Annotated in this window: 18 protein-coding genes; 6 read left to right on the top strand and 12 right to left on the bottom strand. The window is 71.7% G+C overall.

Annotation, left to right across the window (positions count from 1 at the left end):
* Positions 1–27: 27 nt before the first annotated feature.
* From ACH4F6_RS16290 to ACH4F6_RS16280, 3 genes are all read right to left on the bottom strand, one after another.
* Positions 28–786 (bottom strand): NUDIX domain-containing protein, encoded by a 759-nt coding sequence (locus tag ACH4F6_RS16290; RefSeq protein ID WP_397960808.1) that lies wholly within the window; start codon positions 784–786, stop codon positions 28–30.
* A 131-nt stretch (positions 787–917) separates the two neighbouring features.
* Positions 918–2,837, bottom strand: a complete 1,920-nt coding sequence (locus tag ACH4F6_RS16285) for a glycogen debranching N-terminal domain-containing protein (RefSeq protein WP_397961128.1) — start codon at positions 2,835–2,837, stop codon at positions 918–920.
* A gap of 694 nt (positions 2,838–3,531) precedes the next feature.
* Positions 3,532–5,307 carry a DUF4192 family protein gene (locus ACH4F6_RS16280; protein WP_397960807.1) on the bottom strand — a complete coding sequence of 592 codons (1,776 nt, stop codon included), beginning with the start codon at positions 5,305–5,307 and terminating at the stop codon, positions 3,532–3,534.
* 128 nt (positions 5,308–5,435) lie between these two features.
* Here ACH4F6_RS16280 and ACH4F6_RS16275 point away from each other — a divergent pair, with 128 nt between their 5' ends.
* A complete protein-coding gene (locus ACH4F6_RS16275) occupies positions 5,436–7,601 on the top strand; it encodes a RecQ family ATP-dependent DNA helicase (protein WP_397960806.1) in 2,166 nt (721 codons plus the stop codon).
* A gap of 308 nt (positions 7,602–7,909) precedes the next feature.
* The gene (locus ACH4F6_RS16270) at positions 7,910–8,530 is read left to right on the top strand and encodes a hypothetical protein (protein ID WP_397960805.1); all 621 of its coding nucleotides are present in this window, start codon (positions 7,910–7,912) and stop codon (positions 8,528–8,530) included.
* Between the two features lie 296 nt (positions 8,531–8,826).
* On the opposite strand, the gene ACH4F6_RS16265 is transcribed toward ACH4F6_RS16270, so the two are convergent.
* The 3 genes from ACH4F6_RS16265 to ACH4F6_RS16255 all read right to left on the bottom strand — a co-directional run bounded on the left by ACH4F6_RS16265 (position 8,827) and on the right by ACH4F6_RS16255 (position 10,946).
* Complete coding sequence (locus ACH4F6_RS16265) at positions 8,827–9,459, bottom strand: hypothetical protein (RefSeq protein WP_397960804.1); 633 nt, start codon at positions 9,457–9,459, stop codon at positions 8,827–8,829.
* A 68-nt stretch (positions 9,460–9,527) separates the two neighbouring features.
* On the bottom strand, positions 9,528–10,229 hold the full coding sequence (locus ACH4F6_RS16260; RefSeq protein WP_397960803.1) for a ribonuclease HII: 702 nt from the start codon (positions 10,227–10,229) through the stop codon (positions 9,528–9,530).
* Positions 10,230–10,322: 93 nt separating this feature from the next.
* Positions 10,323–10,946, bottom strand: coding sequence for a TetR/AcrR family transcriptional regulator (locus tag ACH4F6_RS16255; protein ID WP_397960802.1), 624 nt, complete (start codon positions 10,944–10,946; stop codon positions 10,323–10,325).
* Between the two features lie 182 nt (positions 10,947–11,128).
* Between ACH4F6_RS16255 and ACH4F6_RS16250 the strand changes: the two genes are divergently transcribed.
* Together ACH4F6_RS16250 and ACH4F6_RS16245 are read left to right on the top strand one after the other, a co-directional pair.
* A complete protein-coding gene (locus ACH4F6_RS16250; RefSeq protein ID WP_397960801.1) occupies positions 11,129–12,676 on the top strand; it encodes an MFS transporter in 1,548 nt (515 codons plus the stop codon).
* A 306-nt stretch (positions 12,677–12,982) separates the two neighbouring features.
* Positions 12,983–13,699: an NUDIX hydrolase gene (locus tag ACH4F6_RS16245; RefSeq protein ID WP_397960800.1), complete on the top strand. Its 717-nt coding sequence runs from the start codon at positions 12,983–12,985 to the stop codon at positions 13,697–13,699.
* A gap of 133 nt (positions 13,700–13,832) precedes the next feature.
* On the opposite strand, the gene ACH4F6_RS16240 is transcribed toward ACH4F6_RS16245, so the two are convergent.
* The 3 genes from ACH4F6_RS16240 to ACH4F6_RS16230 all read right to left on the bottom strand — a co-directional run bounded on the left by ACH4F6_RS16240 (position 13,833) and on the right by ACH4F6_RS16230 (position 16,147).
* A complete protein-coding gene (locus tag ACH4F6_RS16240; RefSeq protein ID WP_397960799.1) occupies positions 13,833–14,738 on the bottom strand; it encodes an ADP-ribosylglycohydrolase family protein in 906 nt (301 codons plus the stop codon).
* A gap of 12 nt (positions 14,739–14,750) precedes the next feature.
* Positions 14,751–15,410 carry a histidine phosphatase family protein gene (locus tag ACH4F6_RS16235; RefSeq protein ID WP_397960798.1) on the bottom strand — a complete coding sequence of 220 codons (660 nt, stop codon included), beginning with the start codon at positions 15,408–15,410 and terminating at the stop codon, positions 14,751–14,753.
* Between the two features lie 131 nt (positions 15,411–15,541).
* The gene (locus tag ACH4F6_RS16230; protein ID WP_397960797.1) at positions 15,542–16,147 is read right to left on the bottom strand and encodes a YdbC family protein; all 606 of its coding nucleotides are present in this window, start codon (positions 16,145–16,147) and stop codon (positions 15,542–15,544) included.
* A gap of 153 nt (positions 16,148–16,300) precedes the next feature.
* Between ACH4F6_RS16230 and ACH4F6_RS16225 the strand changes: the two genes are divergently transcribed.
* A complete protein-coding gene (locus tag ACH4F6_RS16225) occupies positions 16,301–16,831 on the top strand; it encodes a TerD family protein (protein WP_397960796.1) in 531 nt (176 codons plus the stop codon).
* A 120-nt stretch (positions 16,832–16,951) separates the two neighbouring features.
* On the opposite strand, the gene ACH4F6_RS16220 is transcribed toward ACH4F6_RS16225, so the two are convergent.
* Both ACH4F6_RS16220 and nrdR read right to left on the bottom strand, forming a co-directional pair.
* Positions 16,952–19,849: a vitamin B12-dependent ribonucleotide reductase gene (locus ACH4F6_RS16220; RefSeq protein ID WP_397960795.1), complete on the bottom strand. Its 2,898-nt coding sequence runs from the start codon at positions 19,847–19,849 to the stop codon at positions 16,952–16,954.
* Between the two features lie 165 nt (positions 19,850–20,014).
* A complete protein-coding gene (gene nrdR / locus ACH4F6_RS16215) occupies positions 20,015–20,584 on the bottom strand; it encodes a transcriptional regulator NrdR (RefSeq protein ID WP_397960794.1) in 570 nt (189 codons plus the stop codon).
* Between the two features lie 583 nt (positions 20,585–21,167).
* On the opposite strand from nrdR, the gene lexA reads away from it, so the two are divergent.
* A complete protein-coding gene (lexA, locus tag ACH4F6_RS16210) occupies positions 21,168–21,947 on the top strand; it encodes a transcriptional repressor LexA (protein WP_397960793.1) in 780 nt (259 codons plus the stop codon).
* A 164-nt stretch (positions 21,948–22,111) separates the two neighbouring features.
* Here lexA and ACH4F6_RS16205 read toward each other — a convergent pair whose 3' ends face one another.
* A complete protein-coding gene (locus ACH4F6_RS16205) occupies positions 22,112–24,088 on the bottom strand; it encodes an ATP-dependent DNA helicase (RefSeq protein WP_397960792.1) in 1,977 nt (658 codons plus the stop codon).
* Positions 24,089–24,229: the final 141 nt, after the last annotated feature.

Below are 24,229 nucleotides of genomic sequence, written 5' to 3'. Positions count from 1 at the left end.
CCCGGGATCCCTGATCCCTCGGAGCCGTCACACTTCGGGCCGCAGCATCGGCGGGTTGAGCAGGGTCGCGCCGCCGGCGCGGAAGAGCTGCGCCGGACGGCCGCCCTGCCGTGTGGTGGTGCCGCCCGTGGGAACCAGGAAGCCGGGAGTGCCCGTCACCTTGCGGTGGAAGTTGCGCGGGTCGAGCGCCACACCCCACACCGCTTCGTAGACCCGGCGCAGTTCGCCGACGGTGAACTCCGTCGGGCAGAACGCGGTCGCCAGCGATGAGTACTCGATCTTGGAGCGGGCGCGCTCCACCCCGTCGGCGAGGATCTGGGCATGGTCGAAGGCGAGCGGTGCGACCGGTTCGCCCTCACGGCCGTAGCCCTCCTGCTGCAGCAGTTCCTCGACCGGCGCCCAGCGCGCGTTGCTGGCGTCCCCGCCGGCCCGTGGAGCGGGCAGGTCGGGAGCGAGGGCGAGGTGGGCGACGCTGACGACCCGCATGCGCGGGTCGCGCTTGGGGTCGCCGTAGGTGGCGAGCTGTTCCAGGTGGGCGCCGTGGTCCTGAGCCGGCACGGACGGATCGTGGGCGTGCAGTCCGGTCTCCTCGGCCAGTTCGCGTGCCGCGGCCTGGGTGAGGTCCTCGTCGGCCCGCACGAAGCCGCCCGGCAGGGCCCAGCTCCCCTGGAACGGCGGCTCGCCCCTGCGCACCGCCAACGCGCACAGGGCGTGGCGGCGCACGGTCAGCACCACCAGGTCCACGGTGACGGCGAAGGGCGGAAAGGCTGACGGGTCGTAGGGCATGCGGCGATCATAGTCGTCTTCCTGACGATAAACACTCCCTCCGTCGGCCGCTTCGACGACTGGTCCTCCGGGGTCCGGCACGGCTGTCACCGTCCGGCCCCGGCTGCGGCGCGGTTCCGCGTCATGCCAGGTCACACTCTCAGTTGCAGGGCGTCGGCCGCTTCCTCGACCATGGCGAGTCCGAGTCTGCTGACCCGTACCGAGAAGGGGGCGCCCGCGACCCGCAGTCCGCTGAGCCCGATCTCTCCGAGGGGTGCGCTGTGCAGGGGGCGCAGGGTGACGGTACCCGCCGGGGCGTCGGGGCGGATGCCCACCGTGGTGGTCAGCATCAGGACTCCGGCCGCGGCCGCGGCGGCGGCCGGGCGGCAGGCGGCGGGGTGAGGCAGCGGAGCACTGCCCTCGGTGCGTTGATCCCCCGCGTACATCTCGGGAAGGCGATGGCCGAAGGCTCCGGCCGCCGCCAGGACGCCCCGCAGCAGCGAACCGGCCTCCTTCTCGTGGCCCGCGGCGGCCAGACCCGCCACGGCGATCGCCGTCTCGTGGACCCGTACGGCGCCGCTGCGATGACCGAAGGGGTTGTGGCCCGTCTCCTTCGCGCCCAGCCCCCGCAGTCCCCAGCCGCAGTCCATGACCGGGCTGCCGAGGAGACGGGCCAGTTGTTCGGTCTGTGCCTGGTCCAGCAGGCCGGGGGCGTACTCGCCGCCGCCCAGCAGACCGGTGTCGAGCAGATGGACGGCGCTCGCACCGAGGTACCACAGGGGCCGTCCGTCCGGTGCCAGAGCGGCGGCGGGCCGGCCGCCGGCCGGATCGTCGGTCCAGAAGTCCTGCCGGAACCGGGCGCGCAGCGTCCCCGCCCACTCCCGCAGTTCGCTTCCGCCCGGTCTGCCGCAGGCATCGAGCAGGTCGGCGCCGAGTCGAGCGGCGCGGTGGGCCTGTGCCTGCGTCTCGCAGCGGACGGGACCGCCGGGCTGGGGGTCGGGCAGGTAGGGGTGCTGGGCCACGGCACGGAACAGCCAGGTCAGGCAGCGCTCGGCCGCCGGAAGGAGCTCCTCCGTCTCCTGGTCGGGCAGTCCCCATCGGCGGGCCTCGGCGAGGAGCACGGGGAACAGCAGGGTGGCTTCCGTCGCCGTGCAGCTCGGTGGGAGGTGGGCGCCCGCGTCCCGCCGCGGGCCGGGGATGAGGCCGGAGCGCGGGCCCTGGCCGGTGACCTGGGTGCGGGCGAGGGTGCGCAGCGTGCCTGCGGCGAGCCGGGTGCCCAGGGACAGCGTCATACGGGCCGCGACGAGGGCCTCGGCCGGGGCCAGCCCGCAGCGCCACGGTGCTCCGGCAGCGAGGTGAGTGTCCGTGGGGTGCGCGGGGTCGCGCACCAGCAGGGCCCGCAGGTCCTCGATGCTCGTGCTCAGCAGCGTGGGGACGCGGGGGTCGTCGCCCGTGGCCCGGGCCGGAGCCAGCGGATTCGTCGCGGCACGGCCCACGGCGCGGACGGGGCCGGCGCCGTCCAGGTGGACTCTCAGCTCCACGGTGACGCTGCCACCGGCCGGCACGTCGAAGTCCCAGCGCAGGAGTCCCGCGGAGGCGAGCGCGTCGGCGGGGGGAGGGTCGGCCGTGACGTACGAGCTCGCGGTGGCGCATGACCAGCGCAGGCCGGAGTCGTGGACGCTGGCGGGCAGGTCGGGGGCGACTACGCCGGCCGCGATCGCCCCGAGGTCGGAGAGGTCGGTGCCGAGGGCCACCTCCACCGGCAGGCGGAGCGGGCGCGTGGCGGCGCTGTGCAGCGTGAGCCGCTCCGTGCCGTCCGCGGAGCGGATCCGCTCGACCACGACGTCCGGGTCCGGGCCTCCGTGCGGAGCGGCCCGCAGGGTGCCGACGAAGCACGCCCGGTCGGCCGAGGTCATCCGGGCCTGCACCACCAGGGGTTCCTGTCCGGCCACCCGCACCCGGCACCGGGACAGGAGGCGTCGGCCCGCCCGGTAGTACCCCTCCAGTCCCTGCCCGGTCAGCTGCCCCTGCTCGGTGGACACGGCGAGGCCCGGCAGGGCTACGCAGATCATCGCTGTGTGGACGGCGGGCAGGTCGCGGGAGCGCCGCGGCCCCGGTGCGGCCGGGGCCGCCGGCGGCTCGACGCTCCGGGGCGGGGCAGGAGCGGCGCGCCGTGCCGGGACGGACGGCGGGAGGGCGTACGTGCCACGGGCTCCCTGAGCCGCGGTGGTGCGGGGAGCCCCCTCCGGAGCGGAGGCGGGCTCGGCGCTCCCCGTGCCGGTCTCCTCCGGGACCTCGGTCCCGGGGCGTCCGGAGCCCGCCGCGGGCGAAGGGGCGGCCGTTCGTCCGGCGAAGGGCGGGGATCCGTCGAGGGCGAACCGTCCGTCGGTGGAGGAGGAGGGCGGAGTCGGCTGGTGCATGGGGTGGCTTCTTCTGTTCTCTGTGCGCCTCGGGCGGTGGTCGTCGCCGGGAAGGGATCCCGGCGGGGCAGGTGCGCTGCGGAGCACGCCCTGTGCGGGTGTTCCGCCACTCAGGTGAACGGGGCGGGGCTCCCCCAGGTCACGCTCGGAGGCGCAGGCCCCACCGGATGGCGGTGCGGGACGCCCGGCCCCCGGCCGGTGGGCGGGGGTGCGGCGTCCGGCCGCCCGGTGGGCGGGGGGTGCGGCGTCCGGCCACCCGGTCAGGGGGCACGTCGGCCCCGTACCCTCTGATGGCGCCGCGAGGAGACCGCCTCGTCCTGACCGACCCGTCCTCACCTGCGGTGCCTCACTCCCCTTCCCTGGCCTCGCCGCTGTCGGTCCGTGCGTCTTCCGCGCGGCTGCCCTCGCGCCGGGCGGCGGGCTTGCCCGCCGCACGTGTGCGGGGACGGGACTCTCCCCGCCCCGGCACGACGGGACGCGGGCCAGGGGGTCCAGGGGGTGATGTACGGGGCCGGCGGGTGCCGGCTCGTGAGGCACGTCCCTCTCCCGCCCCCGGTCGCCGGAGGCCGCCCGTGCTCCCCGCCGAGCGCGTGCGGCGACGCCTGCGGCTCGACGCCGGTGCGGGCACCGGTTCCGCCTCCGGCGCGGTGGCGCCGCGCGGGTCCGGTTCCACGACGCCCTGCGCTCCGTCGGAACCGAAGAGTTCGGCTGGTGCGGTGTGCCCGGGGAGCGCGTCCGCCTCGTCGCGCGGTGCCGGGCCCTCCGTACCGGCTCGCCCTTCCTGGAACTCGTCCTCACCGTCCCGGGACGAGCGGTCCCCCTCCGCCGCCCTGCGTTCGCGTCCCTCTCGCTCGGCGCGCAGGCAGCGGCGGACCGACTCCGGGTCGAGGCCCTCGTTGCACGCCTGGTGCAGGAGGCGCGCGAAGAGGTAACCGGGATCCGCGCCGAGAGCCATGGCGAGGGCCTCCCTGGCCTCCAGTTCGTCGCCGCTGGACCAGGCGACCCATCCGGCGAGCGTGAGGGGCGCCGCGGCGTGTTCTCCGTAGGCGCCGACACAACGGCGTGCCAGGGCACGCCACAGGCGCAGGGCCGGAGCGGCCTCGTCTCCTTCCATCCACTCGGCCGCGCGGTCGCGTGTCACCCGGTCCTGGAGGCCGAGGACGAGGTTCGCGGCTTCGTCGGGAGCGAGCAGTTCGTCGTCCCGGCGGTCCGCCGTGGGATTCCCGGTCACGGGCGGCGCCTCGGCGAACCGCCGCATGATCCGTCCGGCCAGCGCGACCGTCTCCTCCCCCACGGCGGCACGGCTCTCGGCGTCGAGGAGCCTGGGGACCAGTGCCCTGCCGGCGGTGTCGAGCGCGACCTCCTGCTCCAGCGCCGCGCCGGTCTCGAGGGGGAGCAGACGGGCCCTGAGCTCCCGCAGGGTCCCCCGGACCTGGATGCCGGCGTACGTGGCCGCCGCGGCCAGCACCGACGTGCCGGGCAGGCCCATCGGCACGCCCTCGTCCGGGCAGCAGCCCTGGCCCGAGCAGCAGTACGACCAGAAACGGCCGTCGGAGATGCACAGTGCCTCGATCACGGGGATGTCGAGCAGACCGCACTCGATCCGCAGTCGCTGGGCCAGTGGCTCCAGCCGTTCCATGATCTGGCGGCCCGTCTCGCCCCTCGCCGGTTCCTGACAGAGGTAGGCGACCATCTGCGCGGGGCGGGCGCCCCTGCGTTCGCTTCCCGTCACGAGCCCCTGGGCCAGCTGTCGGGCCACGGCGTTCCAGTCCTCCGGGTTCGCGGGAATCCCCAGCCGGGCCCGGCCCCCGAACCGGCCGCGCCCGCCCAGGTCGTGCAGGGCGACCAGGACGATGCTGTCCTCGGGCCGGTACCCGAGCAGGTAGGGCAGGGCGTCCGCGAGCTCGGCCGGGGTGCGCAGGGTGACCTGGTGCGCCGGGCCTCCGTCGTACGGCGGCCGCCCCTCGTACACGGCCGGGCCGTCGTACGGCGGTCGTCCTCCGTGCGGGGCACGGCCCCCGTGTGCGATCCGGCCGTCGTACGACGCGGGCCCTTCACTCACGTCAGGGCCGGTGATGTCGCCGTTTTCGGAGGATCCAGTCGTTTCGCTGTGATTCGTCATGCGGAGACGATCTCGCGGATCGTCACTCTCCGCTCAAGGCTGTGGATAAGTCCGATCAGGGACACGCCATGTCGAGCCGGCCGACCGCCCAGGACCGGATTGTCAGTGCCGTCCTGTTGTATGGACGCATGGAGCACACGAGCAACGCGGATCTCCGGGCCGACGCCGACGCCGTCCTCGCCCGCCTCGTCGGCGACGCCACCGGCACCGCCCGGCTGCGCGAGGACCAGTGGCGGGCGATCGAGGCGCTGGTCGCCGAGCGGCGCCGGGCCCTCGTCGTCCAGCGCACGGGCTGGGGCAAGTCCGCGGTGTACTTCGTGGCGACCTCGTTGCTCCGTGCCCGCGGAGCCGGGCCGACCGTGATCGTCTCCCCCCTGCTGGCCCTCATGCGCAACCAGGTCGAGGCCGCCGCCCGGGCCGGCATCCACGCGCGCACCATCAACTCCTCGAACACCGAGGAGTGGGAGACCGTCCGGGCGGAGATCGCCGCAGGCGACGTCGACGTCCTCCTGGTCAGCCCGGAGCGGCTCAACAACCCGGACTTCCGTGACCAGGTCCTGCCCGAACTGGCCGCCACCACCGGACTGCTCGTGGTCGACGAGGCCCACTGCATCTCCGACTGGGGTCACGACTTCCGCCCCGACTACCGACGGCTGCGGACCATGCTCACCGACCTCCCGCAGGGTGTTCCCGTCCTCGCGACGACCGCGACCGCCAACGCGCGCGTGACCGCGGACGTCGCGGAGCAGCTCGGCACCGGAGGCACCTCGGACGCCCTGGTGCTGCGCGGCCCGCTCGACCGCGAGAGCCTCACCCTGGGGGTGCTGCGGCTGCCGGACGCCGCGCACCGGATGGCCTGGCTCGCCGACCACCTCGACGAGCTGCCGGGCTCCGGGATCATCTACACGCTCACCGTGGCCGCCGCCGAAGAGGTCACCGCCTTCCTCAGGCAGCGCGGGCACGCCGTGGCCTCGTACACGGGCAGGACGGAGAACGCCGACCGGCAGCAGGCCGAGGACGACCTGCTCGGCAACAAGGTCAAGGCCCTGGTCGCCACGTCGGCCCTCGGGATGGGCTTCGACAAGCCGGACCTGGGTTTCGTCGTGCACCTGGGCTCCCCCTCGTCCCCCATCGCCTACTACCAGCAGGTGGGCCGTGCCGGACGTGGCGTCGAGCACGCCGAGGTGCTCTTGCTGCCGGGAAAGGAGGACGAGGCGATCTGGGAGTACTTCGCGTCGCTCGCCTTCCCGTCGGAGGAGCTCGTGCGCCGCACGCTCGACGTCCTCACGCGCGCGAACGGCCCCGTGTCGCTGCCCGCCCTGGAGCCTCTGGTGGAGCTGCGCCGCTCCCGCCTGGAGACCATGCTGAAGGTGCTGGACGTCGACGGGGCGGTCAAGCGGGTCAAGGGCGGCTGGATCGCGACCGGGCAGCCCTGGACGTACGAGGCGGACCGGTACGACTGGGTGGCGCGGCAGCGCAGGGCCGAGCAGGAGGCGATGCGGCAGTACGCGTCGACCACCGGCTGCCGGATGGAGTTCCTGCAGCGCCAGCTCGACGACGAGGGGGCCAAGCCCTGCGGACGCTGCGACAACTGCGCGGGGGCCCGCCACACCGCCGAGACGTCCGCGACGGCGTTGGACGCCGCGCGCGTCGACCTGGGCCGGGCCGGCGTGGAGGTGGAGCCTCGCCGGATGTGGCCGACGGGCCTCCCCGCGATCGGCGTGGACCTCAAGGGCCGGATCCCGGCCGGTGAGCAAGCGGCGTCCGGGAGGGCCCTGGGGCGGCTGTCGGACATCGGCTGGGGCAATCGCCTCCGCCCGATGCTGGCCCCTCAGGCCGCTGACGCGCCTGTTCCGGAGGACGTGGCGAAGGCCGTCGTCGACGTGCTGGCCGACTGGGCCAAGGGGCCCGGCGGCTGGGCCTCGGGAGCGGTCGGCGCCCAGGCCCGCCCGGTCGGCGTGGTCACCGTCGCCTCACGTACACGCCCGCAGTTGATCCGCTCGCTGGGCGCGCGCATCGCGGACATCGGCCGGTTGCCGTTGCTGGGCGCGGTGGAGTACGCCGGTGACGCGCCGCCCGTTCCCCGGAGCAACAGCGCCCAACGCCTCAAGGCCCTCGACGGCATGCTGGAAGTGCCGCCCGCGCTCGCTTCCGCCCTGTCCGAGGCCCGGGGTCCCGTTCTCCTCGTCGACGACTACACCGAGACCGGGTGGACACTCGCCGTAGCGGCCCGGATGCTCCGACGTGCGGGCGCCGAGGGGGTGCTGCCCCTGGTTCTGGCCGTGCAGGGCTGATCTCCCGGCACGGCGCCCGAGGGGTGCGGCGGCCCGTGGCGCGGGGAACGCCGTCGGCACAGCGGGTGAACGGGGCGTGTACGGGGATCGCACGCGTCACCGGATCACCATTGGGTAGGGATATATGACACGGACCGTCCCATAACGGTCGGTGGCCCCAATTGCTCGTTGCCGCATCCAAGTTCGACAGGAAGAATTGAGTTCCGCTCCCCGCATGGCTCGTCCGTGATCCGGTAGGGCTTTGCCGCGGTGTGCGCTCCCCCGATCCCGACCCGCCCGCTGTGTGGGCCGTACCCGAAGGGAGGCTCGTGACCTTCGGATTCGCTCCGTCCTCGGCGGCATCATTGTCGACGTCCGCGTCCGCCGCTTCCGCCAACCGCTTGCTCGAGCCTGCCGAATGGGCCGCGGCCGGCATTCCGCTGCTTCGCAATCCACGCGAGGTCGTCAGCGGACTGCACGCGCGCCATCGGCCGAGACCGTCCACCGCGGTCGTGGCCGTGCTCGATCCCGACGAACGGCTCCTGGCCAGCGCCTCGTTCACCCGGCGTCAGGCATCGGCTGACGGCTGGATGTTCCGCAACGCGCTCCTCGCCCAGCTGCGCCGTGTCATCCCGCACGATCTGCGGCGCCGCACGCCGGTGCGTACCGCCGTACTGCTCTACTGCCGCGAGGGCGACGCTCGGTGGACGGAGGAGGACGGCGCCTGGATGTGGGGGCTGCGCGACGCCTGCACCCTGCACGGACTGCGCTGCGGTGCGTACATCACGCTGACCCGGGACGGCTGGCAGGTCCTCGGCGAGGGACGGGGAGGCCGCCGCCCCCACGCGGATTCCCCTCCCGAGCCCTTCGCCCTGTCCGAGGCGCCGCCTCCGCTGCCGAGGACCGGCGGCGCCGCGTCGGAGGTCCTGCGCCGCGCGGCCGCCCGCTGAGAGGAGCCGGCCGGGCGCACGCGACAACAGCGCCCTGAAGGGCGCCAGAAGCCCGACGGATCGACGTACGTCGCCGCGTGGACCGGCCTCACCCGCGGCGACGCGTACGGCGGCCCTCCGGAGGAGCGCACGCACTGCGCACCCCGCCGGACGGTGCCGCGGCACCGTGTCGAGGGCATGCCGAGGTGCGCGCGCCGAGACTCCCGTCATCCGCGCACGCCGAGAACCACCGTGGAGGTGCCGCCCGGGCGACGCCTCCTGGAGTCCGGTGCTCTCCCTGGTTAACCGGGACCGGCTCAGACGCCCGCGCCCAGCACCGCGTTGATCCGCTGGGGGTCACCGCAGACGATCAGCAGGCCGCCGGTCCTCTTGTGGGCCAGGGGCAGCGCCGTGGCCGCGGTGTCCGCGGAACCGTCGTTGACGGCGACCACGACCACGGGACGGACTCCCGCCCGGTCCGCGGCGGCGGCGTCCACGTAGAACACGTCGTCACCCGCGTCGTGCTGCGCCCAGTAGGACGCCTCACCGAAGGACAGTTCGTGGACGGCCCAGGGGTGCTGCTCGCCGGTGGTGATCACCAGCACGTCACCCGGGGCGCGGCCCGAGTCCAGAAGCAGGTCCAGGGCCTCTTCCGCAGCGTCCAGCGCGCCCTCGGCCGAAGCCGGGATCAGCTGGACCTGAGGAGTCGCCGGGGTGGAAGGGACGGGAACGGCCGGGGCCGAAGGCCCGGGCTTGGCGGCGACGTCACGCGGTGCGCGCTGCATCGGCGGCGTGGGCCTGGGGGAACCAGGACGACCGGGACGCGACGGAGCCGCGGGACGGGGGCCGGGTACGGGTCGAGGGGTCGGCGCGGTGCGGCCGCTGGCCGGAGTGGCGCGGGGACCCTGGGCACTCTCGTGAATCTGAGGCTCCTCGGGAATGAGAGGCATGGGCTGTTATTTATCAAACGTTGGTGCGGCTCGCGCCAGCGGGTGGCACATACATGCGAGCGGAATCGTCAGAAGTCGAAGCCGAGCTGACCCTCGATCTCCGGAACGCGTCCGTCCGCCCAACCGCGGGCCTTCTTGAGATGCCGCCACTGGGGCAGCGCATCAAGATACGCCCACGACAACCGGTGGTACGGGGTGGGGCCCCGCTCCTCCAGCGCGGCCTTGTGCACGGGCGACGGATACCCGGCGTTGTCCGCAAAACCGAAGTCTGCATGGTCGATACCCAGTTCGGCCATCATTTTGTCGCGCTGGACCTTGGCGATCACCGAGGCCGCCGCGACCGCCACGCAGGACCGGTCGCCCTTGATCACCGTGCGGACCTTCCAGGGCGCACCGAGGTAATCGTGCTTCCCGTCGAGGATCACCGCGTCGGGGCGGACCGGAAGGGCGTCCAGCGCACGCACGGCGGCGAGCCGGAGCGCGGCCGTCATCCCCAGGTCGTCGATCTCCTCCGGGGAGGCATGACCCAGGGCGTACGACGTCACCCACTTCTCCAGTTCCACGGCAAGCTCGTTGCGACGCCTGACGGAGAGGAGCTTGGAGTCGGTGAGGCCCACGGGGGGCCGGCGGAGTCCGGTGACCGCCGCACAGACGGTGACGGGACCGGCCCAGGCACCGCGACCCACCTCGTCGACACCGGCAATGACCTTCGCTCCGGTCGTGGCGCGAAGGGAGCGCTCGACGGTGTGAGTAGGTGGTTCGTACGGCATGGCGCCCTTAGCGTACGCCGCCCGTATCCGCGCGCGACACCCCGGTCGGCCCTGAAGGGTTCCCGACCGGTGACGACCGCCCCGGCAGCCGGCTCAGCCGGATGCCGGCCGCAGCAGCGGCAGCATGAGCTGGTCGACCATCTCTTCGAGTTCTCGATCATTCCATTCGCTGGTGCACATCTTCGATCGATACATCATCATCGCCGGAATGGCGTCCAGCACGTAACCGTTCGCCGCACCAGCACGCACGTCACCCCGCTCTATTCCCCGGTTGATGACCTCACGCAAGGCCCTGACGGTCGGCTCCACCACACCTTCGACGATCAGCGCGTGGAAGCGCTCCGCTTGCGCGGGATCACATTCGTGAATGATCGAACGCACCGCGAAGCCCGGCCGGGAGAACATCGCGTCGCGCGCCTTGCGGCACAGCACCACCAGGTCCTCGCGGACGCTCCCGAGGTCGGGGACGGCGTCCAGCCGGGGCAGCCCGGCCCGCAGGGCGTCCGCGACGAGGTCCTCCTTGGACGGCCAGCGGCGGTAGACGGCCGCTTTGCCGGTCTGGGCCCCGGCCGCGACGCCCTCCATCGTGAGGCCGTTCCAGCCGACGGTGCCCAGTTGCTCCAGGGCGGCATCGAGGATCGCACGTTCGAGTACGGCGCCGCGCCGACGTGAGGAGGCCGCCTGAGCGGGAGCGGCCGTCCAGCGCGAAGTAACCATCTGAGTCTCTCCAGCGAGCGAAAGGGGCGGGGAGTGCGGGGAGCGGTGCGGCGTCGCGGGGCAGTGGCGCGGGGTTCAGGACGCCGCATCAAGTGAACGCTTGCGTTCACTACCGGGGACTCACTACCTTTGACGCGACAGTGAACGTCAGCGTTCACTAACGCATGTGTGGGGGACCCATTGTGACGACCTCTCAGTTGATGCACGACCAGAAACCAGGTGCGGCTCGCCGGGAGGGGCATCCCGGCATAGCGCTCACCGTCATCGCCGCGTGCCAACTCATGGTGGTACTCGACGCGACGATTGTGAACATCGCGCTCCCGCACATTCAAGACGCGCTCAAGTTCAGCACCACCGACCTCACCTGGGTGGTCAGCGCCTACACGCTCACCTTCGGCGGTCTGCTGCTGCTCGGCGCCCGAGCCGGTGACATCCTCGGCCGGCGCCGGGCGTTCCTGACCGGCATCCTGCTCTTCACGTTCGCCTCGCTCCTGGGCGGAGTGGCCCAGGAGCCCTGGCAGTTGCTCGCCGCCCGCGCCCTGCAGGGCATCGGTGGCGCCATCGCGTCGCCCACCTCGCTGGCGCTCATCACCACCGCGTTCCCCGAGGGCCCGGAAAGGAACCGGGCCTTCGGCGTCTTCGCCGCCGTGTCCGCGGGCGGCGGCGCCGTCGGCCTGCTCGCGGGCGGCATGCTGACGGAGTGGCTCGACTGGCGCTGGGTGCTGTTCGTCAACGTGCCGATCGGTGTCCTCATCGCCGTCCTCACCCCGCTGTACATCAGCGAGTCCGAGCGCCACCCCGGCCGCTTCGACATCGCGGGCGCCCTGACCTCGACGGTGGGCATGGCATCGCTCGTCTACGCCTTCATCCGCGCGGCGGACGAGGGCTGGGGAGACGGTGTGACCCTCGGGGCGTTCGGTACCGCCCTGGTGCTGCTGGTCGCCTTCGTCTTCACGGAGATGCGGGCGAAGGAGCCCATCACTCCGCTGAAGATGTTCGCCGACCGCAACCGCTCCGGCACGTACGTGATCATGCTGAGCCTCGCCGCGGCCATGTTCGGCATGTTCTTCTACATCGTGCTCTTCGTGCAGAACGTGCTGGGCTACAGCCCGATCAAGGCCGGGCTCGCCTTCCTTCCCGTGACAGCCGCGATCGTGGTCGGCGCGGGCCTGTCGCAGAGGTTCCTGCCGGTTCTGGGGCCCAAGCCGTTCATGGTCGGCGGGTCCGCCCTCGTGGTGATCGGCCTCGTCTGGCTGACCTTCATCAGCCCCGACAGCTCCTATGCCGGCGGAGTGCTCGGCCCGATGCTGGTGTTCGGGTTCGGCATGGGACTCAACTTCGTCACGGCGACGGTCACCGCGGTGTCCGGCGTCGCCCAGCACGAGGCGGGCGCCGCGTCCGGCCTGCTCAACGCCACCCAGCAGGTGGGCGGCTCGCTGGGGCTGGCCATTCTGACGACCGTGTTCGGCACGGCCGGCAAGGACGAGGCGGAGAACCAGCTGCCGGACTTCCTCACCCATGCCTCTCCCGAGCAGAAGGCCGAATTCGCCAGGACGCACCAGCTTCCCGCTCCGTGGGGGCACGAGGTGCTCGCCCAGGGCATCTCGACGGCCTTCGTGCCGGCCGCGGCGATGGCCGCGGCCGCCCTCGTGACCGCCTGGCTGGTCATCCGGGTCCGCAAGAGCGATCTGGAGGCCCTCTCGGGCACGGCGGGCCCGGTGGTCGGCTGACGAAAGGCCTCACGGCCGGCCGCGGGCCGTCGCCGACGAACGTCGAGCGCGCACGTCCGCGGCCGGCCGGCCGACGTGGGGGTTCCGGCACCGGCCGATCCCCGGGCCGCCGGACCGCCAGGACTCACCTGGCGTGCGGGCAGGGGCGGCGAGACCTCACCACGGGTGATGCTCGCCGTCCGATTCGAGGCCGTCGTCCCCGTCGTCGCCGTCCGCGCATGCCGGCCCGGACCGGGCTGTCAGCACCGCATGTCATCCTGACGGCGGCAACCCGCAGCACGTCGACACCAGGGGGACGGCGAACCGATGGCGGCTGACCACCACCGCGCCGACGCCGAGAACGGCGACCGCACCGACGACCCGGCCGAGGGCGCCGTGCCCCACGGACGCGCTCCACGGCGAACCCCGGAGTCCGCCTACGCCCACCTGCGCGAAACCCGTCCCGAACGGTTCCGCACCCCGCCCGGGGACGGCGCGATCACCATCGAGCACGGACCGGCGGCCGAGGGCCGTGTCGTCCACCACGACCGGTGGTGGACGCTGTTGCAGGACCCCGTCGTCTTCCCGGACGGCCGGAACGGCCGGTACCTGCGCATGCTCTCCCCGCGGCCGGAACCCGGCGTGGCCGTGCTGCCCCTGCTGGACGGCGACGTGGTCCTCATCGAGCAGTTCCGGCATGCGACACGCGACTGGCACTGGGAGATCCCCCGCGGCCACGGCACCTCCGGACTGGACGACAAGGGCAACGTGGCCAAGGAGATCGGGGAGGAGATAGGCGCGACGGTGAGCGAGCTCATCGAGCTCGGGCTGCTCCACCCCGACACCGGAATCCTGGGTCAGGCGGTCGGGCTGTACGCGGCGCGCATCGCCGCGATCGGCGAACTCGGGCACGGCGAGGGCATCCGCAGCGCACGCGCCGTCTCCTTCGCCGAGGCCGAGCGGATGGCGGGCGACGGCACGATCACCGACGCCTTCACCATCGCCGCGCTCTTCCGGGCCCGCCGAGCCGGCCTCGCCGGGTGACGGCCCGGACCAGCTCGTCCCCCGCAGTTTTGCGCACCTCGGCTCCGGTCGGCCGCAGCCGGTCACACACAGGTGCCGTCGGGCGCACCGCGTGTCGATCGGCCGAGGCGGCCGCCCAGCCCTCAGGACGAGGTCACGCGGACGCCGGGACCCATTCGGGCAGCGCCTCCACCTGCTCCACCCACGTCCCGGGCGGCGTCCCCGCCTTCCCCGAGGCCAGTACTCCGCCGACGATGGCGCAGGTCGTGTCGACGTCCCCGCCGACCTGGGCCGTCGTCCAGAACGCCTTCTCGTAGTCGCCCAGGGCGCGAGCGGCGGACCAGAGGGCGAAGGGAACGGTGTCGTGTGCGGTCGTGCGCCGTCCGCAGCCCAGTACGGCGGCGACGGTGGCGGCGTCGCCGTAGTCGAGCATGTCGCGGGCGCGTCGCAGGCCCGCGCCGACGGCGCTCTTCGGGACGAGGGCGATCACGCCGTCCAGGAGCGCCTCGGGACCGGGCGGTCCGCCGGGTGTGCCGGCCAGCGCGGCCGCGGCGGCGACCGCCATGGCCCCCACCACGGCCTCCCGGTGCTGGTGCGTGGGATAGGCGGAGATCTCCGCCTGGTGGGTCGCCTGCTCGGGGTCGTCGGCGTACCAGGCGCCCAGGGGGGCGATCCGCATGGCGGCGCCGTTGCCCCAGGACCCCTGCCCGTTGAACAGCGCGGCGGACAGTTCGCGCCAGTCGCCGCCCTCCCGGACCAGCCTCAGCAGCCGGTTGACCGCCGGGCCGTAACCGCGGTCGAAGTCGTGGTGCTCCGCGAACGAGCGGGCCAGGGCGTCCTGGTCGATGCGGTGGTGGGCGGCCAGTACGGCGACGACGGAACAGGCCATCTCCGTGTCGTCCGTCCACTGCCAGGCGCCGGGCGGCAGCTCACGGCGCTTGAGCAGCGGGTAGTTCACCGGCACGAAGAACTGCGAGCCCAGCGCGTCCCCCACCGCGAGTCCGCGCAGGCTGGCGAGGGCGCGTTCCAGGCGCCCGTCGGGAGAGGAGTCACCGGTCATCGCTCTGCCACTCTATCCAAAGATCCCGTACGGCTCCGGATCTCGCCAACGGTCGAAGGGCCGGTCAAGTGTGTACTTGCCGTTGTCCCCGAGAACGAGCATCCGCATCTCCGCGTTCCCCGGATTGGACAGCGACTCGAATTCGGCGACCGTCCAGTGGAACCAGCGCATGCAGAACAGGCGCATGGCGAGGCCATGGGTCACGATGAGCACGTTGGGCGGGTGGTCGGGCGCCTCGAAGCTGCGGAAGAGGCTCTCCAGGAAGCCGCCGACCCGGTCGTAGACGTCGGCCCCGCTCTCGCCCTGCGCGAAGCGGTAGAAGAAGTGGCCGTAGGCGTCCCGGTAGCTCTTCTGCAGGCGGACGTCGTCGCGGTCCTGCCAGTTGCCCCAGTCCTGCTCGCGCAGCCGGGGTTCCTCGCGCACCCGTATGAGGTCGGGGTCGAGGTGGAAGGCGCGGAGGGTCTCGTGCGTGCGCCGGTAGGGCGACACGTACACACTGACCCGCTCGCGGCCGAACAGGTCGCGCAGGGTCTTGCCCGTCTCCTCCGCCTGCCGCCGGCCACGCTCGGTCAGGGCCAGTGCGTGGTCCGGTTCACGCTCGTACACGGTGTCATCAACATTGCCCGTTGACTCCCCGTGCCGGACAAGGACGATGCGCCGTGGTCGTGCCATGCCAAAACCCTAGATCGGGTGACGGCGGATCGAGCAATCGTCAGGGCCTTCTACGGCGTACATCACACACTTCCTGCACCGGCGGGTCCCTCGAAGCCGCGGCGACGGGCGACGAGCGACGCGTCAGGGGGTCAGACGGTCCAGGCCGGTTCCAGTTCGATGATGTCGCCGGTGAGGGAGGAGACATCCGCTTCGGTCTGGGCGCGCAGCGCGAGCCGCTCCACGCGCTCGGTGCGGTACTTGCCGTGCTCGGCCTCCGAGCGCCACATCGACAGCACCAGGAACTCGTGGCCCGGAGCCTCCGCGAACAGCCCGCGGATCATGCCGGGGGAGCCGGCCATGGCAGGGTTCCACACCTTCTCCTGCATGAGCGTGAAGTGCTCGGCACGCTCCTCATGGACCCGGCACAGGGCGACCCGCAGCAGGTCGGAGTCGGTGAAGCGGGGTTCGAATCCGGTCTTCACGTCGAAGCGGTAGTCGAACAGGCGGACCTGGGCGTCCTTGAACGTGCCCGCCTGGGCCGCGGCGAGCCGGTCGTGCGAACGCGCCATGAAGGAGTCGTAGAAGGCACGGCTCTCCCAGAAGGCGAAGACATGCGCGACCGAGGGCCGTCCCCTGCTCCAGCCCCCGCCCTGTCCCCGAAATCCCGGCTCCCCCGGAAGCCCCGCCCACTTCCGCTGCCCCCGCTCGAAACCGCGGCGGTCCACCACGGTGCAGCGAATCCACTTGACCAGCACCGCGCCATGGTAAGGCCACCCGGCGTGGCGTCGGTCACCCTCCGGCGCAGAGCAGCCCTGCGAGCGTGTACACGCGCGTGGCAGGATGGACAACCGGCCCCGGACGACGGGCAGTTCGGGGCGACATCAGACGGGGAACGGGGAGGGAAGTCGGTGAACGGCCTCAGCAAGGGCATCCGCAAGGTCGAGATCGCGCTGAAGTGGGACCCGAGTCCGGCGGGGCAGCCGCCCACCGATCTGGACATAGTGGCCGCGACCTATCCGACGGCCGATCCACAGGGAGTTCCCGCCCATGTGGTGCACTTCGACAGCCGCTCCCCCGACGGCACCATCCACCTCAACCGGGACAGCAAGGACGGCAAGGGTTTCGGCTGGGACGAGGTGATGACGGTGGAGCTCGACCGGCTGGACGCCCGGTACGCGCGCGTGGTGATCGGTGTCGTCATACAGCAGCGTCCCGACCGCCGGACCTTCGTCAGCGTGCTCAATCCGGCCGTGCGGATCCGCGAGGGCTACACCGATCTGGCGGTGGACGACTTCGGCGGGGTGCTCGGGGCGACGGCGGCGACGGTCGCGGAGTTCGTCCGTACCCCGTCCGACGGGTGGTCGTTCCGCCCCGGCGTCCAGGGCTTCGACGACGACCCGGCGACCTTCACGAGCGTCATGGGCCGACTGCGCCGGTAGCGATCCCCGGCCCGGCGGGCGGACAGCGGGCAAGAGGGCGGTGGAGCCGTACGTCGGCTCCACCGCCCTCTGTCAGGTCCGTCCCCGGGCCAGGTCATTCATCCCCGGCCGGTGGAGGGGTCAGCTGCAGCCGCTGGTCGAGCCGCAGCCCTCGCAGATGTAGCAGGAACCGGCCCGCTGCATCTTCGTCCCGCAGGAGAAGCAGAGCGGGGCGTCCGCCTGGATGCCCAGCTGCATCTCCACCAGCTCGGCGCTGGTGTGCGCCTGCTTCGGGGCGGGCTTGGCCGCCTCGACCTCGGCCTTCGGGGTGGCGACGGCCTTCAGGTCCGTCTGCCGCGGCGCCGACTGGGCCAGCCCCTCGACGTCGACCTCCTCCTCGGCCGGCTCGTACGAGCCGGTCTCCAGGTGACGCTGGCGCTCCTCCGCGGAGTGGATGCCGAGCGCGGAGCGCGTCTCGAAGGGCAGGAAGTCCAGCGCGAGACGGCGGAAGATGTAGTCGACGATCGACTGGGCCATCCGCACGTCCGGGTCGTCCGTCATGCCCGCCGGCTCGAAGCGCATGTTGGTGAACTTGGAGACGTACGTCTCCAGCGGCACGCCGTACTGGAGGCCGACGGAGACCGCGATGGAGAAGGCGTCCATCATGCCGGCGAGGGTCGAGCCCTGCTTGGACATCTTCAGGAAGACCTCGCCGAGACCGTCGTCCGGGTAGGAGTTGGCGGTCATGTAGCCCTCGGCGCCGCCGACCGTGAAGGAGGTGGTGATGCCGGGACGACCCTTCGGGAGACGCTTGCGGACCGGGCGGTACTCGACCACCTTCTCGACCGCGGCACGGATCGTCTCCTCGGCCTTCTCGGTGACCTCGGCCTTCTCCTTCTCCTTGGTCTTCGCGGAGAGGGGCTGGCCGACCTTGCAGTTGTCGCGGTAGATCGCGAGGGCCTTGACGCCCAGCTTCCAGGCCTCGTAGTAGATCTCCTCGACCTCCTCGACGGTCGCCGTCTCCGGCATGTTGACCGTCTTGGAGATGGCACCGGAGATCCACGGCTGGATCGCGGCCATCATGCGGACGTGGCCCATCGGGGAGATGGCGCGCTCGCCCATGGCGCAGTCGAACACCTCGTAGTGCTCGTGCTTGAGGCCGGGGGCGTCGATCACGTTGCCGTGCTCGGCGATGTGGGCGACGATCGCCTCGATCTGCTCCTCCTGGTAGCCCAGGCGGCGCAGGGCCTGCGGGACGGTGCCGTTGACGATCTGCATCGAGCCGCCGCCGACCAGCTTCTTGAACTTGACCAGGGCGAGGTCGGGCTCGACACCGGTGGTGTCGCAGGACATCGCCAGACCGATGGTGCCGGTCGGGGCGAGCACGGACGCCTGGGAGTTACGGAAACCGTTCTTCTCGCCGAGGCGCAGCACGTCCTGCCAGGCCTCCGTGGCGGCGGCCCAGACCGGGGTGTCCAGGTCGTCCATGCGCACGGCCGTGCCGTTGGCGTCGGCGTGCTGCTTCATGACGCGGTTGTGGGCGTCCGCGTTGCGCGTGTAGCCGTCGTACGGGCCGACGACCGCGGCCAGCTCGGCGGAGCGCCGGTAGGCCGTACCCGTCATCAGGGACGTGATGGCGCCGGCCAGGGCGCGACCGCCGTCGGAGTCGTAGGCGTGGCCCGTGGCCATCAGCAGGGCGCCGAGGTTGGCGTAGCCGATGCCGAGCTGGCGGAACGCGCGCGTGTTCTCGCCGATCTTCTGGGTCGGGAAGTCCGCGAAGCAGATGGAGATGTCCATCGCCGTGATGACGAGCTCGACGACCTTCTGGAAGCGCTCGGTCTCGAAGGACTGGTTGCCCTCGCTGTCGTCCTTCAGGAACTTCATGAGGTTCAGCGAGGCCAGGTTGCAGGACGTGTTGTCCAGGTGCATGTACTCGCTGCACGGGTTCGACGCGGTGATCCGGCCGGACTCGGGGCAGGTGTGCCAGTTGTTGATGGTGTCGTCGTACTGGATGCCGGGGTCGGCGCAGGCCCACGCGGCTTCGGCGATCTTGCGGAAGAGGGACTTGGCGTCGACCTCCTCGATCACGTCACCGGTCATCCGCGCGCGCAGACCGAACTGGCCGCCCTGCTCGACCGCCTTCATGAACTCGTCGTTGACCCGGACCGAGTTGTTGGCGTTCTGGTACTGGACGGACGTGATGTCGTCGCCGCCCAGGTCCATGTCGAAGCCCGCGTCGCGCAGGACGCGGATCTTCTCCTCTTCCTTGACCTTGGTCTCGATGAAGTCCTCGATGTCCGGGTGGTCCACGTCGAGGACGACCATCTTGGCGGCACGGCGGGTGGCGCCACCGGACTTGATGGTGCCGGCGGAGGCGTCGGCGCCACGCATGAAGGAGACCGGGCCGGAGGCGTTGCCGCCGGAGGAGAGGAGCTCCTTGGAGGAGCGGATGCGGGAGAGGTTCAGGCCGGCGCCGGAGCCGCCCTTGAAGATCATGCCCTCTTCCTTGTACCAGTCGAGGATCGACTCCATGGAGTCGTCGACGGACAGGATGAAGCAGGCGGAGACCTGCTGGGGCTGCGGGGTGCCGACGTTGAACCAGACGGGGCTGTTGAAGCTGAAGATCTGGTGCAGGAGGGCGTACGCCAGCTCGTGCTCGAAGATCTCGGCGTCAACGGGCGAGGCGAAGTACTTGTAGTCCTCACCGGCCTTCCGGTACGTCTTCACGATGCGGTCGATCAGCTGCTTGAGGCTGACCTCGCGCTGCGGGGTGCCGACGGCGCCCCGGAAGTACTTGCTGGTGACGATGTTGACCGCGTTCACCGACCAGAAGTCGGGGAACTCGACGCCACGCTGCTCGAAGTTGACCGAGCCGTCGCGCCAGTTGGTCATGACGACGTCACGGCGCTCCCAGGCCACCTCGTCGTACGGGTGCACGCCGGGGGTGGTGTGGATGCGCTCGATGTGCAGTCCCTTGCTCCCCGCCTTGCCGCCCTTGGCTCGGGAACCTCGTGCCGGACCGCTCGCCGTCTCTGTCATGCCGCCTCCCTGTACAGGCAAAAACGCCCTGAAATGCCACGATGTTCCCGTGGCACGGTGGTGTGTCTGGTACTGCGGGCAACGCACTCACGCGCGCCGCAGCAAGTCTTCGTCCGCCGCCGCCCGGCCGGCTCCGGGGCCTGGAACCCGGTGCCGGCCCGCCGGTCAGTCGGCGGCGTGGGCGGGCTCGGGGACCTGTGCGGTCCCTCCGCGCCCGCCGTCGTCTTCCTGGCTCCCCGCGACGACGCCTTCGGCGCCCGTGCGGTCGTCGTCGTCCGCGGCGGGGGGTCCGGTCTGCTCCCTGAGTTCCGCGATGGCGGCCTCGAAGTCCTCCAGCGAGTCGAACGCCCGGTAGACGGAGGCGAATCGCAGATAGGCGACGAGGTCGAGTTCCTGCAACGGGCCGAGGATGGCCAGGCCCACGTCGTGGGTGGTCAGCTCGGCGCTGCCGGTGGCGCGCACCGCCTCCTCGACCCGCTGGCCGAGCTGGGCGAGCGCGTCCTCGGTGACGGGCCGCCCCTGGCACGCCTTGCGCACACCGTTGATGATCTTGGTGCGACTGAACGGCTCGGTGACTCCGGACCGCTTCACCACCATGAGCGAGCACGTCTCCACGGTCGTGAAACGACGGGAGCAGTCAGGGCACTGGCGGCGCCTGCGGATCGACGTGCCGTCGTCGGTCGTACGACTGTCGACGACGCGGCTGTCGGGGTGCCTGCAGAAGGGGCAGTGCATGAACTCCCAACCCTCCTCACAGCAGACTCAATAGCCTCGCGAGGCCTCACCGGCCCCTCGAAGCAGCCCCAAGCATAGGTGATCCAGGAGCAAGCCAGGACCCGGGGGACCACAACTTGTGGGCTGCTGAAGCCATCCAACCACTAGATATGGGACTCGGCCCATTTACGCAGGCTGTGTCGCGTGTCGCACCCGAGGGCCTCACGGCCCGCGTTTCCGCCGTCACATTGAGCACCCGGAAACCGTCGCGCCCGCACCCGTACGGCCGTGCCGACGGGGCGTGTGCGGGGATGCCGTGCGCGCCGCGGGGAGGAGGGGTGGGGCCTTGGCGCAGGGCGGAACCCGTCCCCCCGCCGACGGGAGGACGGATGGCAGACTGGGGCGACACCACACAAGGTCATCGGCTCCGGCGGTGAAGGGTATAACAATGAGCTCTTCTGCCCACCGGCCAGCGCGTTAGCCATACACCTGGGCACATGATCAAGTCAGGCGATACGCGCTTTTTCACTCGAACGTGTGTTTGGCGCAACCTTTCGAAAGCAACTACCGTTGTCCAGCAGGGAGACAATCGAGAGGGGCCGACGTGACCACCACCGCAGACAGTGCCACCATCACCGCCCAGGACCGCTCCCAGGGCCGACTCGAGCCGGTGCATGCGATGAACGAACCCGTGACCCCGGAGGGACACAAGCGCTCCCTGCCAGGCCGACCTCCAGGCATCCGGGCGGACAGCTCGGGGCTCACCGACCGGCAGCGCCGGGTCATCGAGGTCATCAGGGACTCCGTGCAGCGGCGCGGCTACCCGCCGTCCATGCGGGAGATCGGCCAGGCGGTCGGCCTCTCCAGCACCTCCTCGGTCGCACACCAGCTGATGGCACTGGAGCGGAAGGGCTTCCTGCGCCGCGACCCACACCGTCCGCGCGCCTACGAGGTGCGCGGTTCCGACCAGGCCGCCGCCGTGCAGCCCACGGACACCGCCGGCAAGCCCGCCGCGTCCTACGTCCCGCTGGTCGGCCGCATCGCCGCCGGCGGCCCCATCCTCGCCGAAGAGTCGGTCGAGGACGTCTTCCCCCTGCCCCGGCAGCTCGTCGGTGACGGTGAGCTGTTCGTGCTGAAGGTCGTGGGCGACTCGATGATCGAGGCCGCGATCTGCGACGGCGACTGGGTCACCGTCCGCCGACAGCCGGTCGCCGAGAACGGCGACATCGTGGCCGCGATGCTCGACGGCGAGGCCACCGTCAAGCGCTTCAAGCGCGAGGACGGCCACGTGTGGCTCCTCCCCCACAACGCGGCGTACGAGCCGATCCCGGGCGATGACGCGACCATTCTCGGCAAGGTGGTGGCCGTACTGCGCCGCGTCTGAGACCGGTGGCGGACGGCCCTCCGACGCTCCGCCCCCTGACTGGGCCCCGGGATCCCTGCGCCGGTTCCGGGGCCCTGTGCTGTGCCCGCGCGATCGGAGAAAGTCCGGCTCGGGACCGTGAACAGTCGAAGTGGCCTGTCCCCGAAACGGGGACAGGCCACTCCTCACCGCGCTTCCGCCTGCTTGGCCGCCTCGTCGATCGCCGCGAGTGACCTGCGGACCTGGTTGCGGTCCGTGGTGTACCAGAAGTCGGGCAGGGACGCCTTGAGGTAGCTGCCGTACCGGGCGGTCGCCAGGCGCTGGTCCAGTACGGCGACGACTCCGCGGTCTCCCGAGGCACGCACGAGCCGGCCCGCTCCCTGGGCCATCAGCAGCGCGGCGTGCGTGGCGGCGACGGCCATGAAGCCGTTGCCCCCCGCGTCCTCCACCGCCTTCTGGCGGGCGCTCATCAGCGGATCGTCCGGGCGCGGGAACGGGATCTTGTCCATGACCACCAGCTGGCAGCTGGGTCCGGGCACGTCGACGCCCTGCCAGAGCGACAGCGTGCCGAAGAGACACGTCCTCGGGTCCGCCGCGAAGTTCTTGATCAGTTCGCCGAGGGTCTCCTCGCCCTGCAGCAGGACGGGGAACTCCGGAATGCGGGTACGCAGCTCCTCCGCGGCGAGCTGAGCGGCCCGCATGGACGAGAAGAGGCCGAGAGTACGCCCGCCGGCCGCCTGGATCAGCTCCGTCAGCTCGTCCAGCATGTCCCCCCGGTCGCCGTCCCGCGCGGGGCGCGCCAGATGCTTGGCGACGTAGAGAATGCCCTGCTTGCGGTAGTCGAAGGGCGAGCCGACGTCGATGCCCTTCCACTGAGGGGCGTCATCGCCCTGAGTGCCCTCCGGAGGCAGCCCGAGCGAGGCCCCCACACCGTTGAAGTCGCCGCCCAGCTTCAGGGTCGCCGAGGCCAGGACCACGGAGCGGTCCGCGAAGAGCTTCTCCCGCAACAGGCCCGACACGGACAGCGGGGCGACGCGCAGGGAGGCGCCGAAGCGGTCGTGGCGCTCGTACCAGACGACGTCGTACTCGGAGCCGTTCACGATCCGCTCCGCCACGTCGTGCACCGACTCCACGGACGCCAGCGCCTGCTTGCGGATCGCGTCCTCGTCCTGGACGGACTTGTCGCGGGTGTTGCCGATCGCGGAGATGACCGTGCGCGCGGCGTCGCGCAGGGCCATCAGGGCATAGCCGAGGTCCTCGGGGACCTCCTCCAGGCGGCCCGGCAGCGCCAGCTCCATCAGCCGCTCGAAGCCCTCGGCGGCCGTCTGGAGCTGGTCCGCGGCCTTCTCGTCGACCAGCTTCGCCGCTCGGCGCACCGCGCGGTTGACCTGGCCCGGGGTGAGCTCGCCGGTGGCGACCCCGGTGACCCGCGAGACCAGTTCGTGCGCCTCGTCGACGATCAGCACCTCGTGCTGCGGGAGGACCGGGGCCCCCTCGATGGCGTCGATGGCCAGGAGGGCGTGGTTGGTGACGACGACCTCGGACAGCTTGGCCCGCTCCCGCGCCATCTCCGCGAAGCATTCGGCGCCGTAGGCGCACTTCGAGGCGCCCAGGCACTCACGCGAGGAGACCGCCACCTGACCCCAGGCGCGGTCGGAGACACCTGGAGTCAGGTCGTCGCGGTCGCCGTTCTCGGTTTCGTCCGCCCAGTCGCGCAGCCGCAGCAGGTCCTGGCCGAGCTTGCTGGTGGGCGCGGCCGCCTCGAACTGGTCGAAGAGTCCCTCCTCCTCGTCCTGCGGCATGCCTTCGTGCAGCCGGTGCAGACAGAGGTAGTTCGACCGGCCCTTGAGCATCGCGAACTCCGGGCGGCGGCGCAGCAGCGGATGCAGCGCGTCGACCGTGCGCGGCAGGTCGCGCTCCACGAGCTGGCGCTGCAGGGCCAGGGTGGCGGTCGCCACGACGACCCTCTCCCCATGTGCGAGCGCGGGCACGAGGTACCCCAGCGACTTGCCGGTGCCGGTGCCGGCCTGGACCAGCAGATGGGAGCCGTCGTCGATCGCCTCCGCGACGGCTTCGGCCATGGTCACCTGGCCAGGGCGCTCCGTGCCGCCGACGGCGGCGACGGCGGCATGCAGGAGTTCGGGGAGTGAGGGCTTCGTCATAGCGCGACCACCCTACGGCGCGGGACTGACAAACGGGTGGTCGTGCAGGTGGCGAGGCGTGACGGCGGAGACAGGATCACGGTCGGGCGCTTCTCGGTTCGGCGGCGGGCGGAGGAAGGAACGGGGAGGAAGGGAAGGAGG

This window comes from Streptomyces sp. NPDC017936, from assembly GCF_044328485.1.
In the GTDB taxonomy this organism is placed as follows: Bacteria; Actinomycetota; Actinomycetes; order Streptomycetales; family Streptomycetaceae; genus Streptomyces.
This window is presented reverse-complemented; position numbering and strand designations above follow the sequence as displayed.